Below are 19,157 nucleotides of genomic sequence, written 5' to 3' on the forward strand. Positions count from 1 at the left end.
CTATCAAAGAAATAATTTATCACTCAAATATTAAAGCGAGAGAACTAAGAGCCCTCTCGCTTTTGACTTATTAATATTCGGTTTTAAATTTACCTTACGATAATTTTTGTAAAGCTGCTTTTAAACGAGGAATTCCTGCTTCAATATCGGCCAACGATGCTGCACCGATTGAGGCGCGGAACCAAAACTCATCTTCTGTAGTACCAAATGCAGAGAATGGAACAAAAGCCATACCTGCCTCTTTAATTAAATAGAAGTTAACATCTGAAGCCGTACTTAACACTTTACCCTCAGGAGTAGTTTTTCCTTTCATGTTAACTTTTACAGTAAGATAAATAGCCCCCATCGGCTCAATGGAATCCACATCAAAGCCTTCGTTCTTTAAATGCTGAAATCCGGTATGCAGGGCCGAAAGACTCTTTTGAACCTTTTCTTTAAAGTTTGACATATAGGTTGCAACCTCTTCTTTTTGTTGTAAAAATACAGAGGTAGCCACCTGTTCCGCTTTAGGAGCCCACGCACCCATGTGACCAACAATAGGTTTCATTTTTGAGATTACTGACTCTGGCCCAAAGCCCCATCCTACACGCACTCCGGTAGCAGCAAAAGCTTTCGAACTTCCATCAATATAAATAACATAATCTTTCAACTCCGGGCGTAATGAAACCGGATCATAATGTTTGTGATCACCAAAGGTTAGCATCCAGTACATTTGGTCAAACATAATGTATAGTGGCTTTTCACCTTCTTTACGTGATTTATTTTCAGCAATTACTAAATCGCAAATTTCCTCTAAATCTTGTTTAGAGAACATTGTTCCGGTTGGATTTAGTGGAGAACATAGAGCCAATAACACAGCACCCTTTACATGTGGGGCAATATCAGCGGCACTTGGCATATAATTGTGCTCAGGCTTGGTTTCAAGCATTACAGCATTAGCCTGCGTTAAGTACGCGTAGTGATTATTGTTCCATGATGGAGTTGGGAAAATTATTTTATCTCCCGGATCAACAATTGCTAAATAAGTTGAATAGATTAACGGACGAGAACCTCCGGCAATCATAATTTCCTTATCTGCAGAATAGCTTAAACCTAAATGCTCTTTTAAAAACGCTGAAACTGATTGGCGTAAAGCCATTACACCATCTGCTGGAGGGTAGTTGGTATGTTTTGCAGCATAAGCTATTGCAATTTCTTCTTGTAATGCTTCAGGAATTGGAAAAATAGACGGATCAAAGTCCCCAACAGTAAGGTTACTCACTTGCGCCCCTCCCGCTTTCATAGCGTTTACCTGTGCCGCAATTTTTAATATTTCTGAACCGATAAGGTTCTCTGCTAAATTAGATACAAGCATGGTTTATTGAAATTAAAAACGGCCAAAGATACTATTTTACGTGGCAGAATTTAGAATGAACTCGTGGGATTGTTGAATTTAAGTTACTTAAGCACAGTCAAGTTCTTCATACTAAAACTATCGTGACACCTAAATTGTCACAATGGGATAATCGACATCTTCCAGTTGTACAATGCGCGCTTTAACGCCGTAAAGCTCAAGCATCAATTGCTCGGTCAAGGCGTAATCAGGCAATCCTTCTGCGATCATTTCCCCATCTTTCAATGCCACCAAATAATCAGCATACTGCAATGCAAGATTCAAATCATGAACAATTGCAACCACAACAGTATTTTCACCAGCTAATTCTTTCGCCATCTTTAGAAACTCATGTTGAAAGCCTATAGCTAAGGATGTAATTATGACTCGTAGTTCCTGAGTTTTTACATGAATTTAATCCGCAAACTACCAGGAATGTCACTATAGTAAGAGTTACTTTTTTCATCTGTTATAGTTAAAAGAACATAAGCTGATAGTATTTTACAACTACCAGCTTATGAAATAAAAACATTAAATCTGCTCCATTAGAAAGTGTATTTCAAATTGGCACCGCCATAGAAATTAGCTTTTGTTGGACCAGGGATATAAGCATCAGGCATTTGATTAATAAACACCATGTTATAGTTTTGTTTTTCAAAGATGTTATTAACACCACCAAAAACATCTACTCCTAAACACTTTATAAAAGTATACTCATAGCCAACTTTAGCATTAAATAAATTGAACGATTTTGTCTTGTATACCCCATCAGAAGTAATTGGCATTGCATCTCTATAGTTATAGCTCACATTCGCATAAACACCTTTATTGCTCACCATATCAACGCCAGCATTGAAAGTCCAAGGAGCTACTCCGGCAACTGCTAAGCCCGAATAATCAGACACAACTCGGGTTGAACTCGACTGGTACTTATAATCGTCGTATTTAAAATCGTTATAAGTTAAATTAGCAAACGGACGAATGGTTTGGATAAAACTAGTGGCCGATTGATAAGCGAGGTATTTCACTAATACTTCTGCCCCTTTATTTTTTTGGTTTCCACCATTTATGATGTAAGAATATAACGTGGCGGTATTACCTGCATTGGCAACCGATACAGAAGTCATCTTATTAGAGAAAACTGCATCAAACAAAGCTACCTGATAGTTTAAACGATCATTCAACAAAAAACCTTTTGTTCCGATTTCAATCTGAGAACCTTTCTCTGGTTTCAGTTCAGTATTTACTTTACCTGTGTAAGGAATAAACAGGTTCGAGCTTACAGGTGCTCTATATCCTACACTATATGAAACATAAGCCAGCATATTTTTGCCAAATGCTTTATTTAAAGCGAGGCGTGGCGAGAACAAATTACCATATTTTGCACCGTATGAAGTAGGTTTATTCGTTTCTGGTGATGAAGTATTATTTGCTGCATTATAGAACCTGTCTTGCAATCTAGCGTCCATGGTACCTAAACTTAACCCGGCAGTAAAGTCAAACATCATTGGCAATTTCAAATTCCACTGAGTAAATACATTATACGTTTTATTTGTGATTGCCATGTTGCTCTTCATCGAACCAACAATATTGTATCCATTTGGATTTAAATTGTCAGTCACCATGTTATAACCAATGCTCTCATAGGTTTGTTGCTGTGCTTCAATTCCGGCAGTACCATTTAAATTGCGACCCAACAGATTTAAGTTAAAGTCAAATGCAGAACGGACACCCACATTCACCGGTGATTTGTCTGTCCAACCACCTGCAGAGCTAGCAGTGTTTTTATTTGAAGAACCGAAGACAGAAGTGCTGTTCGATAAAAATTTATTGAAGGCATAGGTATGTCCTAATCCAAATCTGTAACCAATTAATTCAGAGTGTGCATTGTTCTTAATATAAGCTGGATTACCTGAATAATCCTTATTGTTATACTGATCAATGGTTAACTCTCCGGCACGCTCATCATAACTATTTGCATAACCGAAATAAGAGGTAAGCTTTTGTTTGTCATTCAATTGAACATCGCCTACTATGCTAACGAAATCCTTTTTTGATTCATTATGCGGCATAAATCCATTCGACAATTGTTTGCCATAATTGATTAAAAGTGATGAATGCTGACCACCAACATGCAAACTAGTAGAATAGCGCTTCAAACCAAAATCACCAATGGTTACATTTTGGCCAATAGATACCTTGTTGCGCTCAGCCTGCAATGTTTGCATATTCACAACTCCGGCAATGGCAAAACCATAAGCACTACCTGAAGGACCTTTCAGCACCTCCACACTAGACATTGAACCGAAATCAATATCATCCATAATGGTCACCCCTTCTGCGTCAGTCACTGGAATTCCATTCAAGTACATTTTTAGGCCCTGGCTGTCAAAATTGTTATTAGCCCCTCTTGGCCCTAAACCGTTACCATATCCGCGAATATTAAATTGTTGTCCCCCAGACATTGAACGACGTATCATTAATACACCCGGTACGTTAGTATTAATTGCATCATCCATAAATACACCTTGTCCTCTGTTTATCTCCGTTGCACCTAAGCGAACGATTGACTGAGGCTTTTTTAATGATTCGGCAACTACAACTTCATCTAATTGGCGAGTAACTTTTGATTTTACTGTATCAACAGGTTTTTGAGCGTATAAATTTCCTGAGAATAATGCAGGCATCACACAACCTGCCAAAAAAGCATAAGGGTATAATTTAAATTTCATACTTAATTTCATTTTTGAATTTTAAATAACAATTCTCTTCCCTTCCGAGCATTATATGGCCTTTACCATTGATTTCTCGGCTGGAATTAATCTTTAATAATTAAAAAGAAAAAAAGTTAAACCTCTGGAGGAGGACAAGGGGGGATAATAGATCTTTTTAAAACGGGAACAGGTAAAAAGAATTTATGAGGAAATACTTTACATTCAACCCATAGACATGGATGGTCTTCAACCAAATAATTACTTTTAATTAATTTAGCAAATGCCTTTTTGTGACTAAGCTCAACTTCTAAATCGGTTCGCTTTTGACTTTTTTTATACGAAGAATAGGCCAAATCATCTTTATGATCTGCAATGCACTTCAGTATAATAGTATCTCCTTTTTCTTCCTTTGCAACCACATCATACATTTTGCCTTTATAGCGAACTTCATCCTCTTCCACCCACTGAAAATCAAGATCTCGTTGTGAATGCTTAGAAATTTTTACAATGGAAAGATCGGAAGTTAAGTTCTGAGAAATTTGGGTATAAACTTCACTCTTTATCTGCCGGTGTCTTAAAAAAAATAAAAGAGAAGCCCCCTCAAACTGAAAAAGCAGAATGATCAATAGCAATATGGGAACTATTCTTTTCAAAGATTAAGGTTTAGGTTTAAAATTAAGCCAGGGTTATTAAACCCCGGCTTAACACTATTGGCTGGTTAGGCTATTGTTTAATTAAAGTCTGACTAGAAGTACCATGTTCAGTGGTAACCTTTAAGATTAACGTACCATTAGGTACATTACCAACATTCAACCTATACTCTCCAATTCCGTTTACAGAACCAGTAAAGGTTTTATGAGTGTATTCAACAACTGAATTGGCATCAAACAACACTAGTTCAATCCGCTCTCCTTTATGCTCCTTTACTTTCACTGTTAGGGTTGATCCCGACAATGGATTTGGATAAACACTGGAAATTAGACTTTCTCCTCCCTTACCAATGGTTACGTTTACCGGAGAAGAAGTTACCGTTGCGCCCCTTTCATCAGTAGCCTTAGCGGTAAGCACGTAAGTTCCTGCCGGAGCATTTGCCCATTTATAGGTATAAGGAGTACTTACATCTTCTCCTAACTTAGTTTGGCCATTGAAAAACTCAACTTTGGTCACATATCCGTCACTATCACCCGCATTAGCTTTAATTGCAAAAGTAGTAGAATCTGCTAAATTTGCGCCTGTTTCAGGAGCTGTAATATTTACTGATGGGAATGAATTGTTTGATGGTGTGCTTACTCCACAGAACTCAATCTCGGCAACGTTACAAAAACCATTATTAGGTGAAAGGTAACGTACATACTTGAATGAATTGCTACTCGTTGATGACACTTCGTTCCATCCCACTGCAGGTTCGGTTGCAATTACATATAAATCAACTACGCCAGTATTAAAGTTAGCAACGTTACTTCCTTGGAACTTTCCACCAGTCATACGGCTTGTCCAGCCCGCACGAGGATAGAACCTGATGGTGTTTACCACTTTTGCAGTTCCTAAATTTAACCCTGTGTATCCTCCATTCGCATTCGCATAGTCAAAGAACGTACTGATATTGCCATCAAACGCTTTATCATATTCGCTTCCGGCCGCGTAAGCAGGGCTGGTACCGAATGTAGTTCCTGTTAACGTATTACAAGTAGGAAGATTGACAATTACATTTATCGTAGCAGAAGTAGTTGAAGCTCCTAAATTGTCAAATGCTTTTGTAGTAAGTGCATAGTTTCCGACAGAAACATTGGACCAGGTATAGGAATAAGGGGCGGTTGTGTCCTCACCCAATTTAGTACTACCTTGGTAAAATTCCACTTTGGCAATGGTGCCGTCTGCATCTGCTGCATTTGCATTAATCGTTATGTTGGCCGGCTGTACGAAGGTTGCATTGTTTGCCGGAGAAGTAATGCTGGTTGTTGGCGGCATATTTGAACCGGCTGTACCACAGAACTGGATCTCGGCCACATTACAAAACCCATTACTAGGCGATAAATAACGTACGTATCTAAACGTATTGGAATTATTAACCGGGGCGTCGTTCCAGCCGTCTGCGGGAGTTGAGACTATTGTATATAAATCCACCACTCCGCTGCTGAAATCGGCTACATTTGAACCCTGGAAGACACCACCTACCATACGGCTGGGGCCGTAAGAACCGGATCTAGGATAGAAGCGAACTCCACCAATTACAGTAGCCGTACCTAAGTCCAAACCTGTATATCCGCCATTGGCATTAGCATAATCAAAGAATGTACTTGTATTACCATCAAACGCTTTGTCATATTCATATCCGGCTGCATAAGCAGGACTGGTACCAAATGTCGTACCTGTTTGAGGACTACAATTGAGATTAACGCTAACAAATGCTGTTGGCGAGGCATTAAACGTAGTGCTATTGTAGGCTCTGGCTGTTAATGCATGATTACCTAAGCCGGCATTTGTCAAACTAAATGAGTAAGGAGCAGAAGTATCTGTACCTAACAAGGTTACCCCATCATAAAACTCCACTTTGGTAATTGAACCTGCCGTAGTAGAGGCTGTTGCAGTAAGGTTGATGGTACTAGGGTAGTTAAACGAAGTCCCATTAGCCGGCGCAGTAAGGGTAACTGTAATAGGATTTGTACTGGCATTCCACAAAGGGGTTTCCCAAACTCCCCGTCCATAGGTACCTACCCGCAGCACGCTGTTGGATGTACCGTCGTTAAAAGTCATCAGGTCAACAATTTGAGGTATTGATGCCATGTTTTGATTAAACAGGGTCCAGTCAGACATGGCATTGTTTTTATAATAAATACCGACAGCCGATGCCAGGTACATCGATTCATTTGTAGTATATTCATCATTGATGATTTTAATGATGTTTACAGCAGGAAGTCCACCTGTAACATTAGCCCATGTCACCCCTTTATCTGCTGACCGGTAAACTTTACTATTGCAGGTGAGGTATACAATATTGGTATTATTTTTACATACAGCAATGCTTGCTCTCACATTGGCTGCACTGGGAGCAGTACTTACCAGGGTAAAATTAGGCCTGGAGGCCAAGGCATTATCAGAACGGTATACTGTTGCATCATCTGCAATAGCATAAACTACATTGGCATCAGTTGGAGATACTGCCAACGCCTTCATCGTTTTATTTATTGTACTAATTTTTTTCCACATTGGCGATGCAGCAGAAATATTTGAACAGATATAAACATCTGTTTGTGCTCCAAAGCCCAGGCTCGTGTTTGACGGGAAAAATGCCATTTGAGCATTATAATTCCACCCCCCGGCACCCGTCGTAAACAATGATCCAAAGCTTTGCGTAGCGCCTGTTGCTATAATCCGGCGGTTATCGTCTTGATTTATATAATAAACTGCATTATTAGTAGGTCTGTAATCAAAGGCCATTTGTTCAATCCAATCACCTCCCCTGTTAGTGTACCAGGTACCGTTTGAGAAGTACAATTCGCCGTTATCTTGTGTACCAATACTAAGCAGATTTTTGTTAATGGGGCTTTGCGCGGCATGATAGCACTCTGTAGCATTTAGCCCATCACTCTTAGGAGTCCAATTAACTCCGCCATTGGTTGAAAGCCAAATCCCTCCATCATTAATATTATATTGTTTGCTGTCATCGTATGGAGAAAAGACAGCCTGATGCATATCCGAGTGCAGCTCTGACCACCAATTGGTCAATTGCGTCCATGTAGTTCCACCATTTGTTGATTTCCATACCACATGGCCTACAATATAAACTGTGTTTGCATTTAGTGGATCAACCGTCATGCCGTAATTATAGTCCCCTTGGCCACTTGAAGTTCCATCGTATCCGTTAAAGTTGGTACCACCTGCAGCTTTTACCGTTGTAAATGAAACACCGCTATCGGTGGATTTGTATACCGGCGTTGCGGTTCCAGCATTAAAGTCACCAACAAACGTTAAATACACCACATTGGGATCGGCTTTAGTCACCCCAATTCTCCCTCCAGTTCCGGTAGTGCCCGGAAGGGTAGTTTGGGTCCAGGTATCGCCAAAGTCGGTAGATCGCCAAAAATCCGTATTCGTGACTGCATACAATGTTGTTGAACCAGCCTCCGGCTTCAAGTACATATTGTAGAAAGCACCACCCGTTTTCTTAACAGTCCAGGTAGCTCCTCCATCTGTGGTTTTCCAGATACCATCATCAGTTGCAGCTACTAATACATTATGATCTGTTGGACTCATCAATAGTTCCACTGTTAAGCGGCCACCCACTCCATTATTTGACTGCGCCCAGGTAGCCCCACCATCAGTACTCTTCCAAATCCCGAAGCTTCGTCTATAAAAATTCGGGTCTCCGGTTCCCAGATAAATAATTTGATCATTAGTGTAATCAATACAAACAGATGCACAATTGGTACCTGTGGGAAAAATGTCAGTACCTGTTTTTACCCAATTATTTCCGCCATCGCTGCTTGTCCACAAACCTGCGGAGGCAGTTGTGGCATACATTTTTTGGGCATTTGAAGCGTGAAACTTCAGTTGGGTGGCACGGCCAATTCCATGAATTTGGCCACTTATATTGGTTGGAAAGGCAATTGGCCCAATTGGGCTCCAATTGGCAGTTTGAGCAATTGCACTGGTGGCCCAAAATGCCACCGCAAGCAAAGTGTAGAGTTTTTTCATATAAATTGTTTTTAGTAGGATTCAAGATAAGTGAGCAGTTAATTTATTACTGCTTCTTTTGCTGTTGCTGCTGTTTCCAGATTTCGAGACGTTGGTCAGCATTTAATATACTGCCGTCTGGCTGCACAAAAGGCTCACTAACACGTCGCCAATTCTTAAATTTCTTATATTCAAAAGCATACTGTTGACCTTCCTTTGCATCCTTTTCACGTCGAATAGACTCGTCCCCATTTTCACCTTTTTCTTCACCCTCCTCTTCTGGCAACTTTCTGCCAGCCCAGAAAGCCTCAAATGCTTTAATCGTTTCAAAATAATTAGCATTCGGATCGTTCATCATATCTATCCACTTCGGCTCTTTTCTGTACAATTTCAATTTTGATTTTTCTTCTTTAGAAAGCCGTTGCTGCCCTTTCGGTGTTTGGCAGCCACCTGTTAACAGTAACACCAGCAGCATCATACTTAGTGCGATGTTTTTAAGAATTGCTCTGTTCATAAATTTTAAAATGAATGTTAACCTTTAATTATATAACACAACAGCCTTACGCGCTTATTGAAAATGACGCAAATAGTTCAAGGCCATAAAATAATATTCCAACATTGTCAATATTGTACATTGTATATAATATATAATTAATAATTAGGAAATAAATGCAGAATAATATTTGGAAAGCAAAAGCATTTATAATTCCTATTTCCCCTAAATGGCTTATCAATTATTTCACCAAACGGCATATAGCCAATATAAGATTGCGTATATATGTATGTACCAAAAAAAGGTAGCATCCCCTAATGAAAATGAAAAAAATGTTAATTTTTTATTAACAAAAAGTAAAATAAGTGCCTATTACTAAATTTCACCAATTATTAAGCAGCCTAGTCTACAAACATTAAAGGCCATCACTTTTGTAATGGCCCTTGGCAGAAGTTATAAACTTTTAAAAAATTGGATCTTACGGCAGCATTGTTAAATTAATTGTAGGCTACATTATAAACAATACTACCGATTGAAAATCAACTATATTGACTGATTTTCTAGTCGAAAATTTGCAATCTGAAATATTTTACAGCCTTCACTGTAAGCATATAAAATAGGGTAATCGTCTTTGATTATTAGAGCGAATAATCAAACAATGGAGTGGATGTAAGCCTTTATTGTGTAGGTTAAAAGCACTTAAATCAGGTCGCTACATCTCTTTAGTTATTGACGTAAAGTTGTAAGATCAACTATTGGTTGCTGCCCTGTATCCGTTCTGGTGTAATTTACATTTGCATTAACAAAATCAGCAAAGAAACCACCGTTTTTCAAGAAGAAATGGCCATTCTCAACCCCGCCGAAAAAATCCAATCGCTGTTTATTTGAGGCAGTTGCGTCACAGGTAAATCTGCCGCTGGTTAATTCCGCCCAGGTTCCGGTTGAACTTCTGGCCCATTGATTATTAAAACTTACTTTTCGACCTAAATAACCTGCGTTGGGATGAAGTTTTCAAGAAATGAATGAAGTTCCTTTAAATAGGTATTTGTATTAGGTCTTTTCCAGGTAGCCATAAATTGCCAGATTTACTGTAAAGGCCGTACCGTTTACGCTTACTTTAATGGCACTGCTATTACCTACAGGAGCTACTTTGACTTTTAGCTGTAATGTAAGCTGGCCTATTTGCCCAAGCCTGAAATATGCACTGGCAATACTTCCTGCGTTAGTCCAATCGGCTAAGCCATTTTCTACAATTACTTCATGGCTACCTGAGGCCATTGTAGTAATGTAAGCATTACCTGCCAATGGAATCGTAATCTTAGGGCCAATAGGCGTAGGTGGATTTGGGGAATTGCTTGGATTAACAATGTCATTCTTTTTACATGCTGAAAATCCTATCAAGGAAAATAAGTATGACTCTTGAAAGTGCCTTTTTCATTAAAAATTTTTTATTGAACAAAGGGGGGATTCTTAAAAGAATCCCCCCTTTGTTCAATAAAAAAAAATGATTTTGGGTTATTTTGCTACAACCACATCTATTTCGGCCAGGTGTGTATGTTTGGCTTTTCCCTCTAAAGCAGTAAGTTTTAAATATCTCGTAGCTTTAGAAGATGAAACAGGATAGGTCTGAGGTGTTTTTGTTGCTGGGTTAAAAACTAAATTCTCACCTAAAACAAACCATTTTGTGCCATCGTTACTACCTTCAAGTTTAAATTTAGTCATACCACTCCCGTTATTTTGGCGGGCAGTAACATTAACAGAAATTAAATGTAAATCCTTTTTCATGTCGATATTAACCCAATGCGGATACCCAGGATAGTCGCCGTCATCATAATTGGTATGCCAAATGGTATTTACATTACCGTCAAGCAGCGCTGAGGCAAACCCTGTATCTTCCCATCCCTCAGGTGTTTCACTATCAGCAGTGGCTGTCCACCCTGTTTTATTCGCTTGCTCAGCGGTTGATTTATCCTGAAAAATCACGGCTGTATCTTTTTCACATGCAGCAGTAAAGGCCATCGCTGCAACAAGCATTGATATATAGAGTTTTTTCATTTTATTGTAATTTTAAAAAAACATTTGAACACATTCATTAACCGGCAGTTTAACCCACCGGTTTTTGAAACATCTGTTTTATCCTTTTTTAAGGATTTTGTATAAGTTTTTTATTTTTATCTATTTCAGTTTGAGGGATAAAGAAGACTACTCTGTTTGCTGATGGTTCAACCGTTTGATTAATATTACCACCGGCATCCAATGAGTGAGTCCCTGGATAATTTCTTATCATTGGAAGATTATTTCTGAACAAATCATAATGACGGTGTCCTTCAAATGCAAGCTCTAACCAGCGTTCATCCAAAACAACATCTAAAATAGTTTTACCACTTGTGGCCACACTCGCAAGAGTATGACCCGGAATGCCTGCTCTTGTGCGAATTATATTAACGTCATCAAGCGCTGCTTGAGCATTTCCTAATTTGGCATTGGCTTCTGCCCGGTTCAGGTAGATTTCTGCCAGGCGCAAATATACCGGCGAGCTTAAATTAACTAAATTTTCTTGTAGGTTATACTTGATCATATAGTTCATTGGAACATTAGGAGTAACTTTCTTATTAGTTTGCAAAACTCCATTAACTGTGTATGGAACAATGAAGCTATTTCGCCTGTCTCCGGGATTTTCAGCCAGTTTATTCACATACTTTTTCGAGGCATAGATTTCTCCCCATCCGCTAAATGCCTGGTTTTGTGCATTTCCATTGGCATCTCCACTATAGTACATAGATCCAAGACCAGACCAACCCTGATCCTGTGTTTTCATGTGCCTGATACAGAAAATAGTTTCTTTATTACCCTCAGGAGCGCCTTTGAAATAATTTTGATACTCACTGCCCTGTAGAAGTTCGTATCGCCCAGAGTTAATTACCAGATCAGCATATTTTATAGCATTTTGATTATCACCTTTATACAAATAAACACGTGATAATAAGGCTTGCGCTACTTCTTTAGAGGCAAAAGGATTGGCTTTTCCTGCTTCTCCCCCATTCATAAAGTTTGCAGCTTTTTCCAAATCTGCAATTACAAAATCATACACTTCTTTTACTGTACTTCTTGCCAAGGTAAGCGTTTCTTCCTCGGTTAGCCCATCCTTCAGAATGGGAACACCCAGATTCGTTTCTCCTTGTGTATAGGGCCTACCGAATACGCGCACCAAGTTAAAATGCACCATTGCCCTCAGGTAAAGATTTTCTCCTTTTAATTGCTTAAGATCAGCAGTGGCATTGTCAGGTATAGCCGCAATGACTTTATTGGCTGCGGCGGCAACCTTATAAGCCTGACCCCAAAAATCAGCAGCATGTCTGCCGGTAGTAAGGTGAGTATACCGATAGCAACGGCTCAAATCATCACTAGAGTTTTGTCCCTGAGCAAGCTCATCCCCTGGTAATTCCATCAGGAAATGCAAACTTCGTACATATAGAGGATTTCTTAATACAGCATAAGTGCCAATAGTAGCTGTTTCAATATCCGCCGCAGTTGTTAAGGCTGAATTTTCATCTATTGCTGTTGAGGGATCAAAAGTTTTCTCGCAGGCGCTTAAACTAAAGACAATGGCGCCGATAGTCACTAAATATTTTATATTTTTTGCTCTCATTATTTCAAAATTAGAATCCAACGTTAATACCAAAGATGATTTTCTTGCTGACAGGGTATTTAATATTTGACTGACCTGTAAGTTTATTACCGTAAGCGTCTCTTATATCTCCTTGCAAAATAACTTCCGGATCAGGTCCTGAAAAATTAGTACCGGTCCACAAGTTATCGCCGCTTACAAAAATACGGGCGCTGCCTATCTTCGCCTTATTGATCAGGGAAGCTGGCAATTGGTAGCCTAAGGTAATGTTACGTAAGCGAATATAACTTCCATCTTCCAGGTATCTTGATGAAGAGGAATTAGCATTTCTGTTTCCTCCGTGTATGGGCTTAGGATGAGTTGCTAAATCACCCGGTTTTTGCCACCTGCTCCAGCCATTAGCCAATACCATGGCATTGTAACTTTCATAAACACCATCATTGTCGAACAAGAAACGGCTGGCATTATATACATAGTTACCATAAACAAAATTGAAAAATGCTGAAAGCGTTAGGCCTTTATAGCCAAATGTATTGGTAATACCACCGGTAAATTTAGGAGCTGAAGATTTTCCAAGAAACTGTCTGGATGTGGGTGTAGCAACCAGGTTATAATTGTTGGTATAACTTAGATAGTTCTTACCATCAGCATCAGAAGAGATCTGTTCCCATAATGGATCACCATTTGCTGGATTAACACCAGCCCAAACAGGCATGTACCATTCATCCATATCATGACCAATAGCAATTGGCTGGCGGGCACCGGAATATACTTCATTTCTGCCTTCATTTAACGCTAGTACTTTATTGCGGTTAAAGGCCATATTGAAATTAGTCTCCCAGGTAAATTTCTTCACAAAATTTTTGGTGGTCAGATTAAATTCCAATCCTCGGTTTCTTACTGACCCTACGTTTTTATAAACATGTTTATATGTAGAAGTACCAGGTAAATCTATCCTGAACAAAAGGTCGGATGTTAATCTGTCGTAAGCATCAATGCTTAAGTCTATTCTTTTAAACAAACCAAGATCCAAACCAATATTATTAGTTCTTGCTTTTTCCCAAGTTAAATCCGGGTTTGCTTGCTGATAAGGCGCCGCACCCGGTACACCTGCATAACTCGCCTCTTCAGATATAGAGTACAACCCCCTGGAAGCATAAAGGTCTATTCCATATGCATTTCCTGTAGTTCCATGGCTGGCGCGAAGCTTTAAGAAATTAATTGCCTTTAGGTCTTGCATGAATGATTCATTACTGATAATCCAAGAAGACCCTAATTGATAAAAGGTACCCCAAGGGTTATTTTCACCAAATCGTGAACCATATTCACGTACCAATGAGGCAACTGCAAAATATTTATTAGCATAGTTATAATCTGCCTGACCGAGGTATTTGCTAAAGCTAAATTCATACTTTGAACCATAGATAGGATTTTCCTGGCTTGCAGCTGTCGAAGCAAAAGGTCTGCCTGCCGGTAAAGTTTTCCCACTAAACCCAAGATTGTCGGAATATTCTTTTTCAGCCTCTCCCACAGCTAAAAACGCCAGGTTATGATTACCAAAGGTGTTTTCATATTTCAACCTGTTTGAGGTAATCATATTGTTTGTATAAGAAGCAGAGTTACCCATTGCTCCTCCACTTGCTCCCCCGGCTTGAGATCTTTTGTCATTAAACCAGCTATCCTGGTAATTAAAGAATTTTACCCTGTTGTAAGTAGCAAAACTAAAGTGCTTAGTGATGGCGTAATCTAAATTCAGATCTACAGATAAATTCTGGCTTCTGGCATTAGAAGTGTTATATTGTTGATCATAAGTAAAATTACCTCTATCTCTTCCAAACCATGTTCCATACCTTGAATCTATTGGCTCACCGTTGGCATTATATGCTGCATCAAAAGGCATATTATTATAAGCCTGATATAAAGCACCTGTTGTGTTATAGTCATCCTTTGTAAAAATACCATTGAATAAAGCGCTCAATTTTAATTTATCATTTAGCTTATGCGAAATATTCGTACGGAAATTATAAGCCGTTTTGTCATTAGAAATTAAAGTACCTTCTTCCTTAAAGTAATTTCCAGAAATATAAAACAGGGTTTTCTCATTTCCACCTGAAGCGGAAAGTGTATAATTATTTACCATACCTGTTCTAAACGCCTCATTCCACCAATTGGTATTTGCATTTAACGCTGCAGGATCAGGAGTATAATAAAGTTTCTGATAATCAAATAATTGCTGCGAATTCATCAATTTAAACTTACCGGTAGTAGCTTCGGCAAATCCGGTACTGCTATTGAAGTCTATTTTAGTTTTGCCTGCCTTTCCTGTTTTAGTGGTAATAATCAATACCCCGTTTGAAGCTCTTGATCCATACAAACCGGTAGCCGCGGCATCCTTTAGGAGTGTAATTGATTCAACATCAGCAGGACTATAGGTACCGCCAATCATACCATCCACAACAACCAATGGTGCAGAGCTGGCTGTAATAGTCCCAGCACCTCGTATCATAATATTGGAACCTGAAGTAGGGTCTCCTGAATCTGATGATGCTACAACACCTGGCGCCTTACCTTGCAAAAGGCTGGCGATATCATTAGATGTCACATCTCTTAACTTCTCTCCCGATACTGTAACCACCGAGCTTGATAATTCCACTACCTTTTTAGAAGAGTAACCCACTACTGCAACCTCATTCAGAGAAGTAATGGACTCCTTCAGCACAATATTAAACGATTGGTTATTTCCAACTGTAATTACGCGTTGTTCAAAACCAACCATGCTGAATACTAAAACATCCTTCTCAGATGAAACAGTAACTTGAAAATTACCTTCAACATCAGTAACTACTCCATTTGTAGACCCTTTTACTGATACACTAACACCTGGTAATGGAAGACCTTTCTCATCAACTACTTTTCCTTTAACCGGAATAGAAATAATCTTTTGAGCTTCCTTTTCACGGCGTTCTTTGACTAACTCTTCCTCTGATTTGCGGAAAATAGTTACGCTGTTACCCGTTTCTTTATAGTCAAATTCGGTATTAGCCAACATTTTATCTAAAACAGAGCTAACACTCGTATTCTTAAAGCTTGCCGCTGCAACACGATACTTTTTAAGTTCATTATAGTTATAGGTAAAGTCAATCTGGCTGGCTTTACTGATTCGTTCCACGGATTCACTCATGGACTCAGACTTTAAGTCTAAAGAAATTTTCACTTTGGTTAAATCCTGACCATTGGTCGAATTCGCAAATATTGCACCGCCAAGAGTCATTATAGAACCAAAGACAAGAACACTTACCCTCATAATTAATAGTGTAGTCTTTTTTTTCATATATTTATTTGTTTAAGTTTTATTGCTTAATTCAGCGTCAACGGTTAACAATCATTGCCGTGATTATTAAACTCTGTCTTGGCGCTGCCTATAACCGATTGCGTTGTCGCGTCAATCGGTTTTTTTATTACTCACAGATTGATTTTAATTAATACTCCTCTTATTTACATTTAGCCCCTCCTGTAATTTTGATCGTTTTACCATTAACTGAATAATCAATTCCTTGAATAGCCTTTAGCATATCAAGCACTTGCGCTAAAGGCTGCTTATAACTAAAGCGGATATAGTTTCTACAATAAGTAAATTGTGTTGCATTATATTCGATATCTACATTGTACACATCTTCAATGGCTGTTATGATTTCATCAAACGAAACCATACGTAAAACCACATCACCATTTCGCCATGCAACTACTTCATCGGTATTAACTTCTTTTGTTTGAGCTGTACCGGTTTGTTTGTTATAAGTCACCGACTGATTTTTGGTAATTACATCAAATGTTTGTTGGGCATTGCCTACAGCAACACGACCATGCAATACTGCAACTTTGATTTCCGCCAGATTTTTCATTGATTTCACGTTAAATCCGGTGCCCAATACCTTCGTTTCAATCCCGTTTGAATGCACTACGAATGGTTTTTCTTTATTTGGAGTAACTTCAAAAAAAGCTTCCCCATCTATCAGGTATACATCACGTTGCTGAGTAAATTTTTGGGGAATTCTTACTTCGGTTGCTGCATTTAACCAAATCACAGATTTATCAGGCAGCTCAAGCATTTGGGTCTGCCCTTTTGGTGTTTTATAGGTTACATATTCAATTATTGCATTTCGCTTGGTAAGTTTACGATGGACCAGCAGGCCCAATACTGAGAAGAAAGTGATAGAAGCCGCAACAAGAATCAGTTGTTTTCTATTAATCGAAACTACTTTTGGAGAAGGAAATTCTCCAAGTTGTTGACGAGCATCATTTATCTTAGACCAGATCTCTGCTTTTACTTGCGCTTTATGTCCTTCACTACTAAATGGAGAAGGTTCGTTTCCTGTTAATCCTAATAATCTATATAAGTCCTTTAATTGCATTCTTGTTGTACGCCTTTTAATGGTATTACGTACAGGCATGCTTTCAGTACTAGATCATTTTCATTTTTTTAGAAATAAATTTTAAAAAAGAAGGATAAAGCAAAATTAAAGTTCGCCGCCTTGAAGTTATACGAGGATAATTAGATGAATAGAAACCAGGTATAAACTAAAAAAACAATGTATAAACAGCTGCCCTGATGCGCTTTAAAGCAGTGGTAATTTGATTCTTAACGGTTTGATCAGACAAGGATAACCGTTCGGAAATTTCATTGATAGTCAGTCCTTCTTCTCTGCTAAGTCTATACACTTCCTTCATCTTTTGAGGCAAATTTTCTACCTCCGCAGAAATCTGCAACTTTAGTTCTTTGAACGCTAACTGATCGTGGGTAGATTCTTCATACACGGAAAGACTACGTTGCAAATCTTCTATATGGTTATTTCTGCAAACATCTTTTCGAGCTTGATCAATTATACCATTTTTTAGTATGGTATAGAGGTAAGGTAAGATTTCTTTTTCTTCGTTTAGCTGTTCTCGTTTAATCCATATACCCACAAATACTTCTTGTACAAAGTCTTTTGCCTTATCTTCATCTCTTAGTTTTCTATAGGATATATTGTATACAATCTCCCAATAGCGATTATATAATTCGCTAAACGCTTTTTCGTTACCTTCCTTAAGCAGTAGAATCAAGTCTTTGTTAGTATTCACAGCTTTATCGTTTAGATAGATTTGATTTCATGTTCAAAATTTCATGAAGAATCTGAATCCAAATAATAAAAAAGTAACAAAGATTTCAAGTGGCATTAACCTAAGCTGTGTTTAAAATAGCTTTATTATGCAATGCAACCGATTGCGTAATTTTTAAATAAATCTTACGACTGACTCAAACCCATTCTACCTCACCGTTAGATGAAACTTATGACAGCATTTATCAACTGATCCATTTCAACGCATGAAAGCCATTCGTCCTGGTAACGAAATGCGCTTTCTATTGCAGCCTTATACTTAATCAATTTTTTTTGAGACAAATCATTATAAAAACAATAAGTCCGGACAAAAGCTCCTCCTTTTTTCTGAATGACTAAGACCCATAGATTGTTATATTTCCCCTGATAGTAATTGCGCTGGGCAAGGCGAACGTTATAATTAATCGTCGTATCTGCATTAAATTTCTTTTTTGCCTGATGTGAGGGTTAATAAGTAACGTACTTTGTCCGGTTTAAGGCCGCAGCTTCTCCTAATGATTGTTTAATATCATTTTGTATATGCCGGATATGTTTTTTAGCCATGGCCGCAAAGGCATCCGTTCCCGGAGGATCGACAAGGTAAAGTTGTTGGGAACCACCCAGATTAAATAATTCAGAAACCATAATAAAAGCTATAAAACGTCCATCTGTTGACCGGAGTTGATTGTTGCCACACCAAATCATATTTCGAAGCTTCACGTTGTTTTCAATCGAAGCCGGGGACTTCCTTAAATAAATCCGGTTTCTTATAAGTTAGTTTCATGGATGTTAAAGCGTCAATTTGATCTTGAGACATCCAGTCTGATGATTGGGAAAAAGCCGGTCGATTTAAGAAAAATGTAATTGCAATGATCAGGCAAATACATTTTATCTTGTTTATCTTTAAATGCATAGTAACTATTAAAAATAGGTTGAATTTGGATTGATTGCTTTAATCAAAATCCAATTACTAAAAAAGTCACAAACTAATCAAACTGCCTTAACACGCATTTTGACCAAATCCAACCGATTGCGTATTTTTCAATTAAAATAGATGCCGATAGTAACTATAAAAGCCAAAAAGACCGTCCTTTTAAGACGGTCTTTTCGTTTATATTCTTTAATCTTACCTGAATGT

13 protein-coding genes and 1 pseudogene are annotated in these 19,157 nt (G+C 38.4%); all 14 read right to left on the bottom strand.

The genetic code is table 11. The annotated features are described in order from the left end of the window. Positions 1-94 precede the first annotated feature (94 nt). A complete protein-coding gene (locus L2B55_RS18410) occupies positions 95-1,354 on the bottom strand; it encodes a pyridoxal phosphate-dependent aminotransferase (protein WP_237847855.1) in 1,260 nt (419 codons plus the stop codon). A 129-nt stretch (positions 1,355-1,483) separates the two neighbouring features. Next, positions 1,484-1,711 carry an ATP-binding cassette domain-containing protein gene (locus L2B55_RS18415; RefSeq protein WP_237847858.1) on the bottom strand — a complete coding sequence of 76 codons (228 nt, stop codon included), beginning with the start codon at positions 1,709-1,711 and terminating at the stop codon, positions 1,484-1,486. Between the two features lie 206 nt (positions 1,712-1,917). Continuing rightward, positions 1,918-4,104, bottom strand: coding sequence for a TonB-dependent receptor (locus tag L2B55_RS18420; protein WP_237847860.1), 2,187 nt, complete (start codon positions 4,102-4,104; stop codon positions 1,918-1,920). A gap of 116 nt (positions 4,105-4,220) precedes the next feature. Continuing rightward, entirely contained in the window at positions 4,221-4,739 is a 519-nt protein-coding gene (locus tag L2B55_RS18425; RefSeq protein WP_237847862.1) for a hypothetical protein, read from the bottom strand. Positions 4,740-4,809: 70 nt separating this feature from the next. After that, positions 4,810-8,781 (bottom strand): Ig-like domain-containing protein, encoded by a 3,972-nt coding sequence (locus tag L2B55_RS18430; RefSeq protein WP_237847864.1) that lies wholly within the window; start codon positions 8,779-8,781, stop codon positions 4,810-4,812. Positions 8,782-8,827: 46 nt separating this feature from the next. Next, positions 8,828-9,274 carry a hypothetical protein gene (locus L2B55_RS18435; protein ID WP_237847866.1) on the bottom strand — a complete coding sequence of 149 codons (447 nt, stop codon included), beginning with the start codon at positions 9,272-9,274 and terminating at the stop codon, positions 8,828-8,830. Between the two features lie 705 nt (positions 9,275-9,979). Continuing rightward, a pseudogene (locus L2B55_RS18960) lies at positions 9,980-10,326 on the bottom strand (DUF3472 domain-containing protein). Beyond that, positions 10,304-10,654 carry a DUF5077 domain-containing protein gene (locus tag L2B55_RS18445; protein ID WP_237847870.1) on the bottom strand — a complete coding sequence of 117 codons (351 nt, stop codon included), beginning with the start codon at positions 10,652-10,654 and terminating at the stop codon, positions 10,304-10,306. The pseudogene L2B55_RS18960 and the gene L2B55_RS18445 overlap by 23 nt, the downstream one beginning before the upstream one ends. A 114-nt stretch (positions 10,655-10,768) precedes the next feature. Continuing rightward, positions 10,769-11,308, bottom strand: coding sequence for a discoidin domain-containing protein (locus tag L2B55_RS18450; protein ID WP_237847872.1), 540 nt, complete (start codon positions 11,306-11,308; stop codon positions 10,769-10,771). A gap of 88 nt (positions 11,309-11,396) precedes the next feature. Further along, positions 11,397-12,902, bottom strand: a complete 1,506-nt coding sequence (locus L2B55_RS18455; RefSeq protein ID WP_237847875.1) for a RagB/SusD family nutrient uptake outer membrane protein — start codon at positions 12,900-12,902, stop codon at positions 11,397-11,399. A 10-nt stretch (positions 12,903-12,912) separates the two neighbouring features. Continuing rightward, on the bottom strand, positions 12,913-16,212 hold the full coding sequence (locus L2B55_RS18460) for a TonB-dependent receptor (RefSeq protein ID WP_237847877.1): 3,300 nt from the start codon (positions 16,210-16,212) through the stop codon (positions 12,913-12,915). Between the two features lie 160 nt (positions 16,213-16,372). Further along, complete coding sequence (locus L2B55_RS18465; protein ID WP_237847878.1) at positions 16,373-17,293, bottom strand: FecR family protein; 921 nt, start codon at positions 17,291-17,293, stop codon at positions 16,373-16,375. A gap of 166 nt (positions 17,294-17,459) precedes the next feature. Further along, positions 17,460-18,002, bottom strand: a complete 543-nt coding sequence (locus tag L2B55_RS18470; RefSeq protein WP_237847880.1) for an RNA polymerase sigma factor — start codon at positions 18,000-18,002, stop codon at positions 17,460-17,462. 485 nt (positions 18,003-18,487) lie between these two features. Then, positions 18,488-18,739, bottom strand: coding sequence for a hypothetical protein (locus tag L2B55_RS18475; RefSeq protein WP_237847882.1), 252 nt, complete (start codon positions 18,737-18,739; stop codon positions 18,488-18,490). Between the last annotated feature and the right edge of the window lie 418 nt (positions 18,740-19,157).

The organism is Solitalea lacus (assembly GCF_022014595.1).
GTDB lineage: Bacteria > Bacteroidota > Bacteroidia > Sphingobacteriales > Sphingobacteriaceae > Solitalea > Solitalea lacus.

Bases quoted from the DNA above. Each gene is read 5' to 3' on its own strand.
- L2B55_RS18460 (WP_237847877.1), bottom strand. From the start codon at position 16,212: ATGAAAAAAAAGACTACACTATTAATTATGAGGGTAAGTGTTCTTGTC.
- L2B55_RS18430 (WP_237847864.1), bottom strand. From the start codon at position 8,781: ATGAAAAAACTCTACACTTTGCTTGCGGTGGCATTTTGGGCCACCAGT.
- L2B55_RS18415 (WP_237847858.1), bottom strand. From the start codon at position 1,711: ATGGCGAAAGAATTAGCTGGTGAAAATACTGTTGTGGTTGCAATTGTT.
- L2B55_RS18455 (WP_237847875.1), bottom strand. From the start codon at position 12,902: ATGAGAGCAAAAAATATAAAATATTTAGTGACTATCGGCGCCATTGTC.
- L2B55_RS18465 (WP_237847878.1), bottom strand. From the start codon at position 17,293: ATGCAATTAAAGGACTTATATAGATTATTAGGATTAACAGGAAACGAA.
- L2B55_RS18410 (WP_237847855.1), bottom strand. From the start codon at position 1,354: ATGCTTGTATCTAATTTAGCAGAGAACCTTATCGGTTCAGAAATATTA.
- L2B55_RS18435 (WP_237847866.1), bottom strand. From the start codon at position 9,274: ATGAACAGAGCAATTCTTAAAAACATCGCACTAAGTATGATGCTGCTG.
- L2B55_RS18450 (WP_237847872.1), bottom strand. From the start codon at position 11,308: ATGAAAAAACTCTATATATCAATGCTTGTTGCAGCGATGGCCTTTACT.
- L2B55_RS18420 (WP_237847860.1), bottom strand. From the start codon at position 4,104: ATGAAATTTAAATTATACCCTTATGCTTTTTTGGCAGGTTGTGTGATG.